Consider the following 19040-nt stretch of genomic DNA (forward strand, 5'->3'; position numbering starts at 1 on the left):
GAAAGTCTTACCTCAGGCAGTGTCCAACTTATTAAAAAGTACTGTTCAACTTTGCGTCAAATTATATTTCTGATTCTAATTTTTTAGATTTTAGTGTCCAAGTTTTGTTGACCAGTGCACGCAGATAAGTCGAAAGGGGTTCATTAGAATATAATAATAATATTTACAATAAAATGAACCCCTTCAGGCCAAAATACTTCTTATCCGCCCAGCTAGCCAACGAATCTTTCATCACCAGTTTAAGCTTCTATGCAGCCTTTATATGCTATACTATACATATCACAAGCAAGGAAGGGATGTGATTATGTTGACCTGGAAAAAGACCGTAGCTTTTGGCTTGGTTTTAGTGCAGCTTGGTTTAGGCAGTGCCTTTGCTGCTGCGCCTGATTTGTCCGGTCTCGTTGTCAGGGAGCCTGGGACCTTCTGGCGTCTCGATGCTGCCAATAAGCCCGAAGTACCGCGAAATTACCGCGTCGATGAAAGCCTGCGTATGAGTGGCAGTGCCCAGCCGTCAGTCTTAGCGTTAACGGCGATGTTGCACGATTTGCATAAACGTGGTGTAACGCCTCAGCAGCTTGTACTCGTAGATCTGCGCCAGGAAGACCACGGCTTCTTCAACGGTACAGCTGTGAGCTGGTACGGCAAGGATAACTGGGGCAATGTCGGCCGCAGTGAGGCTTGGATTACCAAAGACGAGGAAAAGCGCCTCACAGCTGCAGAAGAGAAGAATATGACCTACTACGACCTGGGCAAGAAAAAGGTTCCTGTTCCAGCCGGTACGACCTACGTAGCCATTGCGCCTACAGAAGAACAGCTGGCGTCCATCATGGGCATAGGCTACAAGCGCTTTCCTTCAACCGATCACATCTGGCCGGCTGCTAGTGAAATCGATCAGTTCCTGGCCTGGTCTCAGACCTTGCCTAAGGACGCATGGCTCCACTTCCACTGCGAAGCAGGCGTGGGCAGGACGACAGCCTTCATGACGATCTGGGACATTTGGCACAACGTCCAAAAGGACAGCCTGGAATCGATCTGTGCCAGAGAAACAGCCCTGGGCGGTCAGGATATCCTGCATCTGACCAGTAAAAACAAAACGAAAGAACTGGAAAATGCTGACAAGCAATACCACCTGCGCCAGTTCTACGAGTATGCCAAAGCCTATCAAAGCGGCCAAACTCAAGAGCCCTGGTCCGCATATCTTCAGCAACATTCCTAGAAAATTTCGCGAGGGGGAAATGTTATGACTATTCGCTTGCAATATATAGGGGAAGATCCTGTTCTCGAAGCAGGGGCTTCCTATCCGTCTTTTGATCCGCTCCGCATCCGCAGCCATGGCGATCGCCTGAGCGGCACGATTTTGCTGCCAGGCGGCGTAAAAGGGGAACTTCATCCCTGTGCTATCCTTTTGCAGGGCTATCCCGGCTATACCGTGACCTACGATATCGGCCAGGCTCTGCGCCGGGCGGGCATCGTTGCCGTAAACGTCCTTTACCGTGGCTGTTGCGGCAGTGAAGGGGAGTATTCCTTCCATGGCATGATTGAAGACGCCATACAGGTTGCTACGTGGCTTCACGAGCCCAATGTATATGAACGGTATGACATTGACCCAACGCAAATCTTCTTCGTTGGCCACAGCATGGGCGGCTTCACGGCCATTAACGCCATGCGCCGACTGCCTTGGATTCGCGGTACAGCTGTCATGTCACCGTACGATTTACCCGGTGCCTTAGAAAGTATGGGCGAAGAAAGCGTGCAAAATCTCTTGCACGAAGGGGCGGAAGTGCTTCACTGCAAAGGGCCTGACGCTCTCTTTGCCGATGCCCTCTACTGTCGCGACGAAGGCTATGGCATCGCCCAGGCCTACGACGACCTGAAAGACAGAAATCTCTATTTCGTCGGTGCCACACGCGACACAATTGCGCCGGCAGAGCTCATGATCGAGCCCCTCTGGCAGCAGCTGGCCAGCCATCAGACAGCTGCAAACCAGCAGTACGATATGGTCGAAACAAGCCACGGCTTTGACGAAAAGCGCCTCACTGTGAGCCGCCTTTTTGGCCAGTGGATTGCCGACGTTTTACAGTAAAACAGACAAAAATCCCTGTATCCTCTCCGCCTTTACGACGGAGCAGATACAGGGATTTTGTTATGGAATAAAAACGAGATCAGGCTTTTTTCTGAGCAGCCAATTCAGCTTCTTCAATAACCTTGCTGTGTTTCTGGCCATATACATAATAAATGATCAGGCCGATAACAATCCAGCCGGCAAAGAGTGCATGCGTCAGCGTGGACAGTTCATAAATTAGGTAGAAGCAAACGATGGCGCCAATAGGAGCGATGATATAGAGGAGCGGGCAACGGAATTTGCGTTTGATTTCCGGGTGTTTCCGGCGCATGACGACGATGCCGATGAAGTTGACGAAGAATACAGCCAGTGTGCCTGTGTTCGACAATTCAACGATGTGCATGAGCGGTACGAAACCGGAGATAACAGCAATGAGAATGGAACCCAGCGTCGTAACGATGTACGGCGTGTGGTATTTCGGATGGATCTTACCGATCTTAGCCGGCAGCATGCCATCACGGGATACGGCAAAGAAAATACGGGACTGGCCGAAGAGATATACGATGAGCGTCGTGATGATACCGGCAATAGCGCCGACTGCAATGAGGTTGGCTACCTTTTCCCAGCCGAGGAGACGCAGCGCGTAGGCAACCGGTTCCGGCGTATCGAGCATGGTGTAGTTGACGGCAGCCGTCAATGCCAGGGACATACAAATGTACAAGGTCATGCAGATCGTAATGGAAGCAATGATCCCAATCGGCAAATCGCGGGACGGATTCTTACATTCTTCTGCCGACGTAGCTACGGCGTCAAAGCCCATGTACGAGAAGAATACGATCGCAGCACCACTGATGACGCCACTCGTCCCGAACGGTAAGAACGGATTCAGGTTAGCCATGTCGGCGTGCGGTGTAGCAATAGCAACGAAGGCAATAATAGCAGATAACGTAACGACGACGAGAATGGCATTGAGCTTGGCGCTTTGTTTTGTGCCACGAATGAGGACAAAGCAGAGCAGAAGAATGATGATGATCGATGGCAAGTTGACCAAGCCGCCTTCAGCAGGGGTTTTGAGCAGATAATCAGGAATGACATACCCCAGGGATGCCGTCATACCGGCCAAATATCCGGAAAAGCCAACGGCTACGGCCGCACCGGTAACGGTGTACGCCAGCAGTAGTGACCAGCCGCACAAGAAGGCCATGCCTTCACCGAGAGAGGCAAAGGTGTACGAATACACACTGCCCGATGCAGGAATAATGGAAGCGAATTCACTATACGTCAAGCCGACGAGAATACAGAGGACACCGGCAATGACGAAGGAAAGAGCCAGACCAGGGCCGGCATAGCGGGCTGCAGCAATACCTGTCAAAACGAAGATACCGGCACCGATAATACCGCCGACGCCAAGGAAGGTCAAATCGAAGGCCGTCAGATTCTTCGTCAAGGAAGAACTGGCAGCATCATTCTCCAGCTGGGCCACAGACTTGGTATGGAAAAATGACATACAAATCACTTCTTTCTATTTAGTTTTATAAAGAACAGGTTGAAAAAATAAAGCAAAAAGAATAAAAAAATATTGGTAATACATAAATGTGAAGTACTTACTTACACGTCCCTGCCTATAGTATACTATAACTTAAAAAGAATAGCAACATACTTTAGAAATATGGTTAAGAAAAGTGGTAAATTAAAACTATAAAGTAACGTTACTATGTTCACAAGGTTTAAGTTTTTCGCATCGGATTAATCTTAGTGATAAATAAAACGTATAAACAGTGATGTCTATAAAGAAGAAAGGAAAAAAACCAAGCAGATGAGAAATAAACTTACATTAAAATATTAAAAGTTATAAAGCCTTAAAGTCCTTACCTTATTATTTATCTCGTAATTTCGTTTGCAAGTGCTATCGGAATAGAGTATTATGTATAACAGATACGCTACATATCTACGCGTAAATGCATAACTACCAGAAGGGAGCCGATACCCATGATAACAGACGATCTGATGGAAAAATATAAACAAGAAATTATTGATTTGCGCCGGACCTTTCACGAACATCCGGAACTGAGCTTTGAAGAAGTAGAAACGACAAAACGCATTGCAGCTATTTTAGACAACTGGGGCATTCCCTATGAAATTAATCCGGATAAACACGTAGGCCTCGTAGCCAAGCTCACCGGCGGCCACCCGGGGAAAGCCGTAGCCCTGCGCTCGGATATCGACGGCTTGCCCGTCCTGGAAAAGACCGGATTCCCCTATGCCTCCCAAGTAGAAGGGAAGATGCACGCCTGTGGTCATGACAGCCATATGGCCATGCTCCTCGGCGCCATCCGCATGCTCATGGACCTGAAGGATGAAATCTACGGCGACGTATACTTTGTTTTTCAGCCTGCAGAAGAACTGGGTGTCGGTGCCAAATACATGATGCAGTTTGGCGATTGGTTCTCCAAAATCGGCGCCATTTTCGGCGGCCACATCTGGCCGACAGTCCCGGCCGGCACGATCGGCATCCGCGTCAACGAATTCATGGCTGCAGCAGACGAATTCATTATCCGCGTCCACGGCGTCCAGGCTCACGGCTCTGAACCATGGATGGGTGTCGATGCTGTCGTCGTCGGTTCGGCCATCGTCATGAACCTGCAATCCCTCGTATCGCGCGAATTCAATGCCCTCGACCCGGTCGTCATCACCATCGGTACCTTCCAATCCGGTGACCGTTGGAACATCGTCAGCGGCGAAGCCGAACTGCGCGGCACGACACGCTATTTCCGCAAGAAGCTGAGCAAGGATATTCAGGAAAAGATGAACCGCGTCATTCAGGAAACAGCCAAAGCCTACGGTGCTACAGCAGAATTTATTTACAATCTGGCCGTCATGCCGACAGTCAACGACCCGGAATGTACGGCTATTGCCCGCCAGGCCGTGACAGAAGTCCTGGGCGCAGAAGCTATTCACGAAAACGATCTCGTCATGGGCGGTGAAGATTTCTCCTTCTATCAGGACCAGAAACCGGGCTGCTTCGTCTTCGTCGGCACATACAATCCCGACTGCAATGCTGTCTATTCCAACCACAGCAATTACTTCACTATCGATGAAACAGTACTCGCCGGCGGCTCCCGTGTCTATGCCCAAATGGCCATCGACTGGCTCGCGAAAAACCGCTAAACTAAAGGCTAGAAGCACGTTCTATGCATAAATTAAATTGATGCGTTTTTAAGTTTGAATAATACTTTCATTATCCTTTTCTTTACAATTCAGTTGTATTGTATATAATATTAAGTAAAGGGTAAAAAAATATTGATACATATAATAATTTTCTCTCCTTTTTTTAAGCCTCTGCAATAGAATTGTAGAACGCATTAGGAAAAGTGAATTTCCAGGCATACGCGGAATGAACGCAACGAAAGGACGTCCCCAAACTTGCTTTCCTTGCAAATTTCTTTCGCGGGCCGCACAGAATGAACAAGGATGGTGTTTACAACATGAATTGGGAAACAAAAATGTCAGCAAAAGTACAGGCTATTCCGCCTTCGGGCATTCGCAAATTCTTTGATATTGCCAACCAGATTCCGGGCGTCTTGTCCCTGAGCATTGGCGAACCGGACTTCGCTGCGCCGGACAAAGTATGCGAAGCTATGAAAAAGAGCATCGATGACCGTCAGACCAGCTACACGGCCAATGCCGGCATCATCGAACTGCGTCAGGAAATTGCCAAGCTTTTCCATGAACGCTATGGCCTGGACTATGACCCGAAAGATGAAATCCTCGTAACCGTCGGTGCTTCCGAAGGCCTCACCATGGCCCTACTGGCCCTGACCGAACCGGGCGATGAAATCCTTATTCCCGATCCGGCCTACGTTGCCTATCCGGCTGCTGTCCGCGCTGCCGGCGGCGTTCCCGTCTTCGTACCGACCTATGCCAAAGACGATTTCAAAGTAACCGTCGAAGCACTGGAAAAACTCGTTACACCGAAGACGAAAGCTATGGTTATCGGCTACCCGAATAACCCGACCGGTACGGTCATGACTGCCGAAGAATTGGCTCCGATTGCCGAATTCGTCAAAAAACACGACCTCGTCGTCATGAGCGATGAAATCTATTGCGAACTCATTTATGACGATGCTAAATTTACTTCCTTTGCCAAACTGCCGGACATGCGCGAACGGACCATCGTCCTCAATGGCTTCTCCAAAGCCTATGCCATGACCGGTATGCGCCTCGGCTATATCTGCGCACCGCGTGAAGGCCTGGCCCAGATCCTCAAACTGCACCAGTACATGATCATGTGCGCCAACACGCAGGCCCAGTACGGTGGCGTCGTAGCCCTGCGCGACTGCAAAGCCGAAACAGAAGCGATGCGTCAGGAATATGACCGCCGTCGTAAAGTCATTTACAAAGGCCTCGTCGACATGGGCCTGCCGGTCTTCCAGCCTAAAGGTGCCTTCTATATCTTCCCGGATATTACCTGCACAGGCATGACCAGCGCCCAGTTCTGCGAAACCTTGGTAAAAGAAGAAAAAGTAGCTGTCGTACCGGGCTCTGCCTTTGGCGAAGCCGGCGAAGGCTACGTCCGTATTTCCTATGCAGCCAGCATGGAAACCATTGAAGAAGCCCTCAAACGTATGGCCCGCTTCGTAGCAAAATATCGCAAATAAGCACCTTCTGATACACGTATAAAGGCCCCGGCACGCGGACAACTATTGTCCTTGTGCCGGGGCTTTTCTCTTTTTTGTAGGAGAAATGCCCAGCTATTTGTCCGCTCTGACCAGGCTGCACACTCACCATAGGTTTTTCTTTTTTCCTCACACTGCCACCATATGTTATAATAATGTTATAATAGAAAAATATAAGAGAGAGATATCACGCAACGTGCGCTACGGAAAAGGAGAAAACACATGAGACGAAAAGGTACGAAAATCTTGGCAATGTGCGTATTGGCTGGCCTCTTTAGTGGCACGCTTCTAGGCGCCCAGGGAGCTGCCATTACAGATAGGACCGTCCTGAATGACTTATCCGTCGTCCCACGGCAGACGATGACCGATGCCAACGCCGTGCAGCCCGTCACGACGACACCAGCCCTGCGCCTGCAGGTTACGGACGCGGCACTCCATGCAGCAGGCTTTCCCTTTACAGCAGCCTACCGGCCCATTTACGTCTATGGTCAAGCCGTCACGGGTGAACAAGACGTGACGGGCCAGAACGTGATCGTCCAAGGCGGCTCCCTGGCCGGTGTCATCGCCGGTGTCAGTACGGGCGGTGCTGTCCGGGACAACAACCTGACTGTAGAAAAGGGCAGCTTCGGCACCCTCAGCGGTGGCAATAGCCTGGCCGGTCCGGCTACTATCAATCGCGTAATCCTCAAGGGCGACGCCCTGGCCGGCACAGTCTATGGCGGTAAAACGGAAAGAGGCTATGTCAGCGGCAATCGCGTCACTGTCACCGGTGCTACAGCGACAACTGTATACGGTGGCCAAAGCCAGAACGGCGGAATGATTGCCAATGCCGTTCACGTAAGCGACGAAGCCAAGACGGCCTACGTCTATGGCGGCCGCAGCGAAAGCGGTGCCGTCCGTTCATCCGTCGTTACCTTCAGCGACAGTACAGCCCTGACCCTCGTCGGTGGCCGCAGCGCTTCCGGTGACGTCTTGAATAATCGTGTCACCCTGACTGATGGCACGGTCCGTCAATACATCTTAGGCGGCCAGAGTGAAGACGGCCTGGTCAAACGCAATCAGGTCATCCTGGAAGAAGGTACTGTCAATACTGCTACAGGCGGGCAAAGCGAAAACGGCCAGGCTGTGAGCAATATTGCCGTCCTCAACGGCGCCACCGTCTCTGGCGCACTCATTGGCGGCTGGTCCGGGTCGGAAAAAGCCGAAAAAAACTGCGCTATCCTGAAAAGCGGCACGGCCCGGGAAATTACAGGTGGCCAAAGCCTTACGGGGACAGGTGTCCATAATATAGCAGCCATCGACGGCGGCACCATCCTGCGCGGCGCATACGGCGCCAGAGGCCTAACAGCCGATCTCAGTCATAACGAAGTCGCCCTGCGTGGCGGACACAGCCCTATTATCTACGGTGCCTGGGCAGAAAAAAGTGGCAACGTATCAGACAATACAGTTTTCCTGGAAAAAGGAACCTTCCAATACGTTGCTGCCGCAAAAACTGACGACGGTACAGCCCGGGACAACACGGTCATTTGGCGCGGTGGCAACTTCAAGCACTATAATAAAATGGGGGACTGGACAGTCCTGGCCGGGGCCAGCATGCCCTCTGCGTCGGCAGGAGAAGCGATTGATAACAAACTCTTCCTGCACGTTACCAACCGCCGCGTCGACCTCCTCACAGGCTTCCAACGCATTTACGTTCACATTCCGGCCAACACCGCAGCCGGCGACACGATCCTTACCCTTACAGGGAAAGACACACCGACAGACCTGCGCCATGCCCACGTTTATGTGACCTTGGACAACGCGAGCCAGCTCAAGCCGGGCGATTCCGTCCGCATCCTTTATAACCCGGCCGGCCTGGTCACCGAAGAAACTACCTTGGGCACGTACGCAGAAGCCGGTGCAGACACAGCCAAACTGCAAGTCCGCCTGAGCGATGCCCACACCATTACGGCTACGGTCATTCGCGCCGCCTCGCCTGACAAAGGCAGCAAGGCACAGGAACCGATACCGGAGGGTATGCTGGAACAACAAATAATCGAAGAATAATGTAAGAAAAAACTGCCCAGCCTGCAGGATCGTGCATGACTGGGCAGTTTTTGTGTGTTTCACATAAGCTTTAGTTAATAAAAAGGAAATCCTCCTGCAGGTGTCGAATAGTCTACATAAATGACAACGGTATTTTTTTCTTATGCCACGGAGGAGGAGCTGTATGCGGAAGATATTCCTTGCCTTTTTTCTATTCTGTAGTCTGGCTTTAGGCTTTGTACCGGGAGGCATACCACCTGTTCAGGCCGCGTATGGCGGCGCCCCACAGCTGGTACAGATTGCCGACCTGCAATACAAGGATTTCTACTATGCCGTCTGGGCCCATGGAGGCGCGACGGGCTCACGTTTGGAATTCAAATACCTGGGCAGTACTCCCTATGTGCGTGGACAGTCCTACGACGCCTATGCCTTCGGTGCCCGCTGGCAAGATGCACCTGGTGTACACGGAGCCATGATCAGTGCCTATACCAACAAGGCCGGCGCCGTTTCTAAGCTCACCATTACTGCCAACAATGATATTCCCCTTTCCCGTGTCGAAGCCTACGCAGCCGCTGCCGTAATCATGGGTACCTTGGGTGTGGACGATAGTGCCGCCCAGCGCCTGGTGAACCAACTGCGCGACGGCAATATGCCCGGTCTCCTGACCATTTGGAACGCTGCAGGAAACAGGCGCATCGTCATTACGCAAGAAATTATGGCGCCCAATATCTTAAATCTGCGCATGACAGCCTATAACCGCTGAGACGCTGACTACATGCCAATGCCTTTATACAGCAGCCTTTTTGTCACTCCTATACAGACAAAGAGGCTGCTCTTTTTCGTTTAGTATGAATCGTCGCCTGTGTAGGCTTCACTGCGATTCGCTCCATACATGGCGATAAGCTTTTTGCGGAAAAGATTCGCTATAGGCGAGAAGACCTGATATTTTTTCCAGATAATGTACATTTTGACCTCTAAGGCCGGTTCCAGAGGCCGGAAGGTCAGGCCTGTTTCTTCACTTGTATTGGCCAGGTGTTCAAAGGTAAGGAGCGATCCCAGTCCCTGGCGGACGCAAATGGTGCCGTTGTAGGCCAGATTGTCCGTACCGATGAAGCGGAGCTGGTCTGTTTTTTCGCCGCACCAAAGGGGCATGTCAAAGCGGATGCATTGCGGCGAGCAGATGAGATCCTCGTCCAGGAGATCGTCTACCGTGATGGCAGTCTTGGCGGCTAAGGGATGGTCCTTTTGCATGACGAGCCCCCAACGGTCTGTGCCGGGGAAGATGAGGTAATTGTATTTTGAGAGATCCGGCGGTTCGGCAATGACGGCAAAGTCCAGCAGCCCCCGGTCTAACCGTTCTGCCAAGGGATCCGTGTCGGCACTAAACAGGTGGAAGCGAAAGCGCGGATACGTAAGGCGAAATTCCTTAATGGCCTGGGCCAGGTAGGCGATGAGGTGTGATTCGGCACAGCCAATGGACACGTCGCCACCTGTGATTTCGTCCAAGGCAGCAAATTCATCCTCCGTCTTATCTACCATTTCCAATATATCTTCAGCACGGTTGCGCAGCATCATGCCGGCGTCTGTGAGAATGAGACCTGCCCGCGTGCGGCGAAATAACTCATGATGCAGATCCGTTTCCAGTTCCTTCATTTGCTTGGACAAAGCCGATTGGGAGACATGCAGCTTTTGCGCTGCTCTGGTCATATTTCCTTCGCGGGCAATTTCTACAAAATACCGTAAGAGCCTGATTTCCATGAACGTCACTTCCTTTTCTAATTTTCCCTATAGGAATAATATAATATGAGAAATGCATGTTAGCAATACCTTGGCTCCTGTTTTATACTATTGCCATGGAACTATATGAGCCGATACGGACTTCGCCTGGCTGGCAGAAGCGGTCTGTATCGGATAAGTTACCCAAGGGAGGTGCGGCCATGGCAGAGGCGACAGATTTCTTAGCCATGCTGAAGGAAAACCTGCAGGACATGGGCTGCAGCGATGCAGAAGTTGCTGTCTGCCTGGAGCTGGCGAAAAGGAAAAACCGGACCGCCCTGCGCCGGCAGCTTCTGGCACACCAGCGCAGCCTCCGCAAAGCCTTGCACGACCAACAAGCAAAACTGGATTGCTTAGATTTCTTATTATATAAAATCGGAGGTACATAATATGACACTGGGGAAAAAGAAAAAGGCCATTCTCACAGCGGCCGTCTTTGCAGGTCTCATTTTCATGGTAGGAGGGAATACGATGGCACACGCAGCAACACCGGTAACAGAATTAGCACAGGCATCACAGATGAAGCGGTCCACAATTACGCCGCTTACCAACGACAGCCGTGTCTTCAAGTTAGATAAGGACATTGAAACAGCGAAGGTAACCTTCGACAACCGCTATGGCTATACCGTAGCAGGGCACCTGTATTTGCCGAAAAACTTCGACGCCCACAAGCAGTATCCGGCTGTCGTCATTTCCGGTCCCTTTGGCGCCGTAAAGGAACAGGTCAGCGGCCTCTACGCCCAGGAACTGGCCAAACAGGGCTTTGTCACCGTCGCCTTTGATCCGTCCATGACCGGCGAAAGCAGTGGTACACGCCGCAACATGGGCTCGCCGGATATCTTTACAGAAGACTTTAGCGCCGCCGTCGACTTCGTGAGCAACCTGAAATTCGTCAATCCCGGCGAAATCGGTGCCCTCGGTATTTGCGGCCTTTCAGGCATGGCACTTACGGCTGCTGCCAACGACACGCGTATCAAGGCAGTGGCCACATCGGCTATGTACGACATGTCTGAAAGTATCAGCGACCACTACAAAGGAGCCTATTATACGCCGGAACAACGGCAGATCGTAAAACATCACTTGGCCAAGCTGCGCGATGCCGAAGCGAAAAGCGGCGAAGCCATCCGTGGTGCTCACGAATTGGGCGTCAATGCCGACGGCACAGTCCAAACCTTCGACGTCATGTTCCCGGACCAGCTGCCTAAAGACGCAGATCCTGTCACGACGGAATTCTACAACTACTACGTCGGCCGGGCTTACCATCCCCGTGCCATCAACTCCAACACCTCAGCCTGGGACTCGACCACACCGTACGGCTTCTTCAATTTCAATCTCATGGAAAATATCGATGAAATCAGCCCGCGGCCGGTGCTTCTCATTACAGGCGAAAAAGCCCATTCCAAATACTTTGCTGATGAAGTCTACGAAAAACTAAAAGCACCGAAGGAGGAAATCGTCGTACCCGGCGCTACCCACACCGACCTCTACGACCAAATGGACAAAATCCCCTTCGCAAAATTGGCTGCATTCTACAAAGAAAATCTAAAATAAGACACGAGCTTCCACATGGATGTTTAGGGTGGAAGCTATTTCTACTAAGGAGCTGAAAACCTTGAAACTACTCGCACTTAACGGCAGTGCCCGCAAAGACGGCAACACAGCCATCCTTCTCAATACGGTCCTCGACGTGGCCCGTGCGGCAGGCGTCGAAACAGAACTCATCCAATTCGGCGGCACCATCATCGAACCGTGCAAGGCCTGTTGGGCCTGTGGCGGCAAGAAAAACTGCGTCCACCAAAACGACAGCTTCCACGACGTCTTTGAAAAGGTCGTGGCTGCCGACGGCCTGCTCCTAGGCTCGCCTGTCTATTCGGCCAACGTATCTGCCAATATGCAAGCCTTCCTCAAACGGGCGGCTGTCGTCGCCGACATGAACCCGGGCCTCTTGACGCATAAAGCCGGTGCCGCCGTCGCCGCTGCCCGCCGGGGTGGTGCCCTCAACGCCATCGATACGATGAATCATTTCTTCCTCAATCACGAAATGTTCGTCGCCGGCTCTACATACTGGAACATGGTCTATGGCCAGCTTCCGGGCGATGTTAATCAAGACGCTGAGGGCCTGGCCAACATGAAAAACCTGGGTCAAAACCTCGTATTTCTGCTGAAATTGCTGGAAAAAGCAAAATAGTACAAGACCTGGCTGTGTTGGTTAGGTGTACGACACACTCGAATATGTTATACTATGAGTACCTTTTCAGTGCCACGCAGAGGCACGTGATTTTGTCTACTTTGGGAGGGAAACTATCATGGAAAATATCTTTACGAGCAAGAAAAAACTGGGCTTTGGCCTCATGCGCCTGCCACTCCTTGACGCGAACGACGCCGGCAGCATCGACCTGGAAACGACGAAAAAAATGGTCGACGCATTTATGGAACGGGGCTTTACGTACTTCGACACGGCTTGGATGTATTGCAACTTCAAAAGCGAAAACGCCGCCAAAGAAGCCCTCGTCGACCGTCACCCCCGCGACACCTTCACCTTGGCCACGAAGCTTCACGCCGGCTACCTGAAGACCAAAGAAGACCGGGACCGCATCTTCAACGAACAACTCAAAAAAACCGGTGCCGGCTATTTCGATTATTACCTCCTGCACGACATGGGCGCCGGCCATTACGAAATCTACACCAAGCTGGACTGCTTCAACTGGCTCGCCGAAAAGAAACGGCAAGGACTGGTGAAGCATATGGGCTTTTCCTTCCACGATAATGCTGATTTCCTCGACAAAGTCCTGACGGAACACCCGGAAATCGAATTCGTCCAGCTCCAGCTGAACTACCTCGACTGGGATAGCGATGGCATTCAGTCCCATCAATGCTACGACGTAGCTACGAAGCACGGCAAACCGGTCATCGTCATGGAACCTGTCAAAGGCGGTACCTTGGCCCATGTACCGGAAAAAGTAGCCCAAGCCTTCAAAGCCTGTCATCCGGACCTGTCCATTCCTTCGTGGGCCATCCGTTTTGCTGCCTCCCGGCCAAACGTCAAGATCGTCCTCAGCGGCATGAGCAACCTGGAACAACTCGAAGACAATATGAGCTACATGGAAGACTTCGTCCCCTTGAATGGAGCAGAAGAGGAAATCATCGCCAACGCTGTGAAGACAATCAATGAAAGTATTGCCATCGCCTGCACAGGCTGTTCCTACTGCGCTCCAGGCTGTCCCATGCACATTGCCATTCCGAAGTATTTCTCCTTATATAATACGGAAAAACAAGAACTGGCCACCAAAGCCTGGACACCGCAAGGCGAATACTACGAACGCCTGACCCATACCTTCGGCAAAGCCAGCGACTGCATCGAATGCGGCCAGTGCGAAGGCGTCTGTCCCCAGCACCTGCCCATTATAGAAGACCTCAAACTGGTAGCCAAGGAATTCGAGTAAATTAATCCTATCGTCATACACTTCAGCACCTGTCTTAATTGAGACAGGTGCTAATTTTTTTGCCAATTGTCTATTTAGAGAAAACAGTATATCCTATTAGATACCCTTCTGTTTTAATGATATATTTTATCGTTTATCGTAATTAAAATATCTTTTTCGTTATAAAATAAACTATAGTATTTTTAATGCTTTATTTGTCATAAAAATTTACATAAGCTTTTTTAACGTATTTTTATGAAAATAATAGCAGAATACAGCATAAAACTAAAAAATAATTGAATATTATACTGAAATTTGAATATTATTGGATAATAATTATTTGTGGAGTAAAAATAAAACTTATTATAACTTGATTTATTAATTTATAAAGATTATTATATAATTAAGAAGGAAAATAAAGTATTTCAATATATATTACTAATGATATAAAGTATAACATTACTGTGTGAGAGGAGCGTTGATTATGAGAACGACTAATTCGAAACGCCTAAGAAGGCAAATATTAGCAAGCCTGCTCCTCGCAGGCACCTTGGGGTTTGTTGGTGTGACTGGAGTAGCACAGGCTCTCACAGTGTACAAAGTGTCTGGTACGACTGAAACAGACAACTTTTATCACAATCTGACGCCTGTAGCAGCAACCTATAACTATGGCAGTATTACAAATAATACATTAATCTCTCAAAGTGCAGATGTAGCTACAGGTGGCGGTATTTATTCGCAAGCCGTCTTTGCCACTAGCGCTAAGACTCGCGTACAACCAATCATTACGATTTACGGTCCCGTTTCTAATAATACAGTGGCAGCTAAGAAGTATCGCGCTGAAGGCGGCGGCGTATTTCTAAAGGGAGCCAATGTACGGTTCGTAAATCAGCCCATTACAGATAATAAAGCCATCGGTGCGTATTTTGCCCATGGTGGTGCAGTCGCTACCCATTACAGTGGTGGTACAGACACCTACCAAGGCGCAACGTATCCCTACCTCGTTCCGGCAAAGGTTACGTTTTTTGCTACAACCGGCAATGATGTTTCCTATACCGGCAATGACATTCAAGCAGCTGAAATGAACCAATTTGATGATTATGGCGGAGAAGCCATTGCGCCTTCCGGCGGCGGTTTCTTATCGCTCTTTGCCTACGGGACGGCAGTTTTTAATACCTACGATGGCGCATCGATCACCGTCGGCAATGAAACTCCGGCCACTGCTACAGAAGACTCCATTTCCAGTGCCATCGTAGTGGACGGCAGAACGGATGTCCCGGAACCGGCGATCATCAAGGCCGGTACGGGCACACTGACCATCAACAGCAGTCTCGACAGATACTACGGTACATTTACCCAGCAGGCCGGCACGGTCAACCTGAACCAAGACCTGAACTGGGCCAACAAATATGACCTTCAAGCAGGCACGTTGAACCTGAAAAATGTTACGCTGGACAATATGTATGACAAGCTGAAGCTGGAAAATCTGGAAAGTACCATCGATCCGGCTGACAGCAACGTATTACATACGTCGACATACCTTAAGTATTTTAATAAAACCTATGACCATACCATCGTGAATTCCAAAGGCAGCCTCGTTACGGCAGCAGACACGACTGTCAACGCACAGAACGTTACCTTGAAAGATGGCGCTGCTATCGATGCCCAAGGGATTTTGAATATCGCAGGTGATCTCTCAGCTGATGCTTCTACGGTTACGGCTCCGAATGCCACCATTAGTGGCAGCGTTTCCTCGACGGGCGGCTCGGCTGTTTCCGTAGGCGGCAGTAATCTGAGCCTGAGCAAGATCAACGTCGATAACACGAGCGGTGTCACCCTCACGGGCGGTACCCTCACAGCTCCGACGCTCGCCGATGCCATTACCGGTGGCGGTAAAGTCACCCTCGACGGCTCAGCTACGCTGGCAACGTCGGCAAACCAGATCTTCACAGACGCCAACACGACAGAAACGACGGCCAGTGCCAATGGCCTCACGACAGGCGCAACAAACTCGGTTAACTTCAAAGCCGGTACCTTGTCCCTGGGTGATGACTACAGCTACGCATACTTGACGAATATTCAAGGCGTCATGGACGGCCTTAACGATTCCACAACGGAACTCGTTATGACCGGTAACCTCGTCGATTCGGGCGAAATTCAGGGAACCGTTTCAGCCGGTACGGCCAGTGCCGTTGGCAGTGACACCTCCCTCGATCAGGTTACTGTCGATACGAACGATAAGAACCTCCTCGTCGGCGCCCCGGCCAGCACGTCGACAACAACGACGACGAGTGTACCTGAAGGCTTCAGCGTCGCTTCCCTGGATATGGGCGATGCCACAAGCGTTACCGTTACGAACGGCCAGTCCCTGACCCTCGGCGGCAGCACGACAACTGATGTCATTCAGACCACCGATAATGCCCAGGCCAATGTGGCTCTCAACTCGGGCAGTACCCTGACGATCGGCAACAGCGCCGTAACAGACAATCAGGCACTTAACGTCAACGCTACAGTCGCCGCTACGGATAGTACGGTTACGACCAACGGCCAGACCACCGTTACGGGCGACGTCAGCCTGACAAACTCGCAGCTCACGGCAAGCACCGGTTCCGTCACCTTGGCAAAAGACCTGACGACGAGCGGTACGTCCAGCGTCTCCGGTAATGTCAACGTAGCAGGCAATCTCACCACGACAGATAGCAGTGCCGTAACGACCAATGGCACGACCGCTGTTTCCGGCAACGTGACGACAGGCAGCGGCAGTACACTGACGACCAATGGTACGACCAGCGTCTCTGGCGACGTGACGACAGGCAGCGGCAGTACACTGACGACCAATGGTACGACCACCGTCTCTGGCGACTTGACGACAGGCAGTGGCAGCACAGTCACGACAAACGGCACGACCAGCGTCGCCGGTAATCTTAACCTCGCAGACACGAACCTCCAGTCCCAGACCGGTACAGTCAGCGTCGCTAACGACCTGAACGCGTCCGGCACGTCTACCATCACTGGCAACGTCGACGTCAGCGGTTCTATCACCGGTGCTGGTGAAGGCACGACACTGAACATCGGTACCGGCACGACAGCTGCTCAAATCACGGCAGCCAGCGTCGATATGGGCGGCGGCACCTTCGTCCTCGACCCGGATTGGACCGGCGGTGGCCAGAGCCAGGGCACGCAAGCAGCCGTAGGCAGCTATGTCAATGCACACAATGTCTTCAGACAAAATATTACCGCCGCCATCGGTACGACAGATAAGAGCCTCGCCCGGAACACCTTCGAAGAAACAGGTCTCTCCTGGAGCGACACAGGCGTCCTGTCAGCCCTCTACATGTATGGCAGCCAAGACATGTCTACAGTCGGACTCTTCATCGACGGTTCGTGGACACGCGACATAGCCTTGCCGGCAACTCCTGCCTATGGAGAACTGGTTATTGGCGATAAGACGATCATGATGGTCAACGGCAACGCCTTCTCTGGCAACCAGCCCGCAGCCCTGACCAACCTGAAGAGCGTCAGCATCGATGACGGTGCCAAGCTCTATATCGAGGGTGCTACGAGTGGCACGACGTACAACATCCTGAGTGGTACGGACGTCAAATCCAACAACGCTTGGTACAGCGATTCTGGTGTAGCTTCGCCGTCGAACGTTTTCGTCCACAGCAAGCTCCTCAAGCTCGTTGGCGCTGACGGCAACGGCACGAGCCAGTTCTCTGTCAAGGCAGAAGCCCAGGATGCCAGTCTGGTCTATGGCAACAGCCTCGTAGATCCGGCCGTCGTCACGGCAGGTGTGGCCGCTAACGGCAAGGCAGGTGACTTCTTTACTACCGCTGCTGACGACCGCGTCAACCCGACGGCAGCCCGGCAGGTAAACGCTCTGAACAGCGCCGCCGCTATGACAGAACTTGCAGGCGTGCAGCACGGCCTGTATACAGCTAATAACCTCTTTGATTCGGCAGTGATGAACCACCTGGCCGACCTCGATCGCAGCGATCAGGATACGGACATTTGGGCACACTACCTCCAGGCGAAGGAAGACATCAGTGGTCTGGGTCTCACAGGCCTCGGCGGAGCTACCTATGACGCGCAGTACAACGGCGTCATCGTCGGCTCAGACTTCTACAAGAAACACAACGCCGTAGCCGGTGCCGCATTCACGTACATTGATGGTTCCATAGACGGCAATACGGCAACGGCAGCGACAAGCAATGACGCTGACTACTACGGACTGAGCCTCTATGGCCGCCTCCTTAGAGGCAAGACCACGTACTTGGGCGACATCTCCTGGCTCCACGGCAAGAATGATATTACCCAATACAACAGCCTCAACGAACTGACGGGATCCGTATCGTCGAACGCCTTCAGTGCCGGTGTCCGGGCCGAGCAAAATTACAAAGCAGGCATTGGCACTCTTACACCGTACGTAGGACTTCGCTACGCACACCTCGACTTCGGTGACTACACAGATAGCCTGGGAATTCACCACGACGGCGACACAGCCAATCTCTGGCTCGTACCGGTCGGCCTGCGCTACAGCCAGACCAGCCAGCACGGCAACTGGACGCTGAAACCGATCGCTGAAATAGGCTACCTCTGGACAATGGGCGACCGAACCGGTATGGAAACGGTCAGCCTCGATGGTACAGCCAACGCCTTTGGCTATGACATCGCCGACTCTGGTACCTTCTACGGCCGCCTAGGCCTGGAAGCCACAAAAGGCGACATGACCTACGGCATCGGTTACCAGTACCAGAAAGGCGACAGCGTCCGTAGCAACACCTGGATGGCCGCCGTACGGTATAAGTTCTAAGTTCTCTTTTAGCTCTAGGTATTTGAACTACCTATCAAGAGCAACGTTTTAGTTCCAACCCTCACACAGTAAGAAGAACGGCAAGGCATAAAAATGCCTTGCCGTTCTTGCTTTCCCCGGGGGGAAAGTACCCGTTGTTTATACAACGGAGGTGCGGACAAAAAGTTGGACCTGACATGATCACTAAATGTCAGGAGGTTTAAAATGTATTCTTATGAAAAACGAATGAAAGCAGTCCTGTTGCATCGAGACGCAGGTATGGGACT

13 protein-coding genes are annotated in these 19040 nt (G+C 51.5%); 11 read left to right on the forward strand and 2 right to left on the reverse strand.

Features of this window, described 5'->3' with window-relative positions; all coding sequences use genetic code 11:
- Positions 1-304 precede the first annotated feature (304 nt).
- A complete protein-coding gene (locus H8J70_RS11240; RefSeq protein ID WP_186504385.1) occupies positions 305-1216 on the forward strand; it encodes a protein-tyrosine phosphatase family protein in 912 nt (303 codons plus the stop codon).
- 24 nt (positions 1217-1240) lie between these two features.
- Positions 1241-2083, forward strand: coding sequence for an alpha/beta hydrolase family protein (locus H8J70_RS11245; protein WP_186504386.1), 843 nt, complete (start codon positions 1241-1243; stop codon positions 2081-2083).
- Between the two features lie 79 nt (positions 2084-2162).
- On the opposite strand, the gene H8J70_RS11250 is transcribed toward H8J70_RS11245, so the two are convergent.
- Positions 2163-3569, reverse strand: coding sequence for an amino acid permease (locus H8J70_RS11250; RefSeq protein ID WP_186504387.1), 1407 nt, complete (start codon positions 3567-3569; stop codon positions 2163-2165).
- A 482-nt stretch (positions 3570-4051) separates the two neighbouring features.
- On the opposite strand from H8J70_RS11250, the gene H8J70_RS11255 reads away from it, so the two are divergent.
- The 4 genes from H8J70_RS11255 (at position 4052) to H8J70_RS11270 (ending at position 9526) form a co-directional block, all read left to right on the forward strand.
- On the forward strand, positions 4052-5230 hold the full coding sequence (locus tag H8J70_RS11255) for a M20 metallopeptidase family protein (protein ID WP_186504388.1): 1179 nt from the start codon (positions 4052-4054) through the stop codon (positions 5228-5230).
- 317 nt (positions 5231-5547) lie between these two features.
- Positions 5548-6720, forward strand: coding sequence for a pyridoxal phosphate-dependent aminotransferase (locus tag H8J70_RS11260; protein WP_186504389.1), 1173 nt, complete (start codon positions 5548-5550; stop codon positions 6718-6720).
- A gap of 240 nt (positions 6721-6960) precedes the next feature.
- Complete coding sequence (locus H8J70_RS11265; protein ID WP_186504390.1) at positions 6961-8784, forward strand: hypothetical protein; 1824 nt, start codon at positions 6961-6963, stop codon at positions 8782-8784.
- 163 nt (positions 8785-8947) lie between these two features.
- On the forward strand, positions 8948-9526 hold the full coding sequence (locus tag H8J70_RS11270; RefSeq protein ID WP_186504391.1) for a hypothetical protein: 579 nt from the start codon (positions 8948-8950) through the stop codon (positions 9524-9526).
- Between the two features lie 80 nt (positions 9527-9606).
- Here H8J70_RS11270 and H8J70_RS11275 read toward each other — a convergent pair whose 3' ends face one another.
- The gene (locus H8J70_RS11275; protein WP_186504392.1) at positions 9607-10521 is read right to left on the reverse strand and encodes a LysR family transcriptional regulator; all 915 of its coding nucleotides are present in this window, start codon (positions 10519-10521) and stop codon (positions 9607-9609) included.
- A 179-nt stretch (positions 10522-10700) separates the two neighbouring features.
- Between H8J70_RS11275 and H8J70_RS11280 the strand changes: the two genes are divergently transcribed.
- The 5 genes from H8J70_RS11280 (at position 10701) to H8J70_RS12780 (ending at position 18774) form a co-directional block, all read left to right on the forward strand.
- A complete protein-coding gene (locus H8J70_RS11280; protein WP_186504393.1) occupies positions 10701-10928 on the forward strand; it encodes a hypothetical protein in 228 nt (75 codons plus the stop codon).
- Between the two features lies 1 nt (position 10929).
- Positions 10930-12090 (forward strand): alpha/beta hydrolase, encoded by a 1161-nt coding sequence (locus H8J70_RS11285; RefSeq protein ID WP_222433697.1) that lies wholly within the window; start codon positions 10930-10932, stop codon positions 12088-12090.
- Positions 12091-12151: 61 nt separating this feature from the next.
- Positions 12152-12727, forward strand: a complete 576-nt coding sequence (locus tag H8J70_RS11290) for a flavodoxin family protein (protein WP_186504394.1) — start codon at positions 12152-12154, stop codon at positions 12725-12727.
- Between the two features lie 118 nt (positions 12728-12845).
- The gene (locus tag H8J70_RS11295) at positions 12846-13982 is read left to right on the forward strand and encodes an aldo/keto reductase (protein WP_186504395.1); all 1137 of its coding nucleotides are present in this window, start codon (positions 12846-12848) and stop codon (positions 13980-13982) included.
- A gap of 544 nt (positions 13983-14526) precedes the next feature.
- Complete coding sequence (locus H8J70_RS12780) at positions 14527-18774, forward strand: autotransporter domain-containing protein (protein ID WP_186504396.1); 4248 nt, start codon at positions 14527-14529, stop codon at positions 18772-18774.
- Positions 18775-19040 lie beyond the last annotated feature (266 nt).

The organism is Megasphaera hominis (genome assembly GCF_014269395.1).
In the GTDB taxonomy this organism is placed as follows: domain Bacteria; phylum Bacillota; class Negativicutes; order Veillonellales; family Megasphaeraceae; genus Megasphaera; species Megasphaera hominis.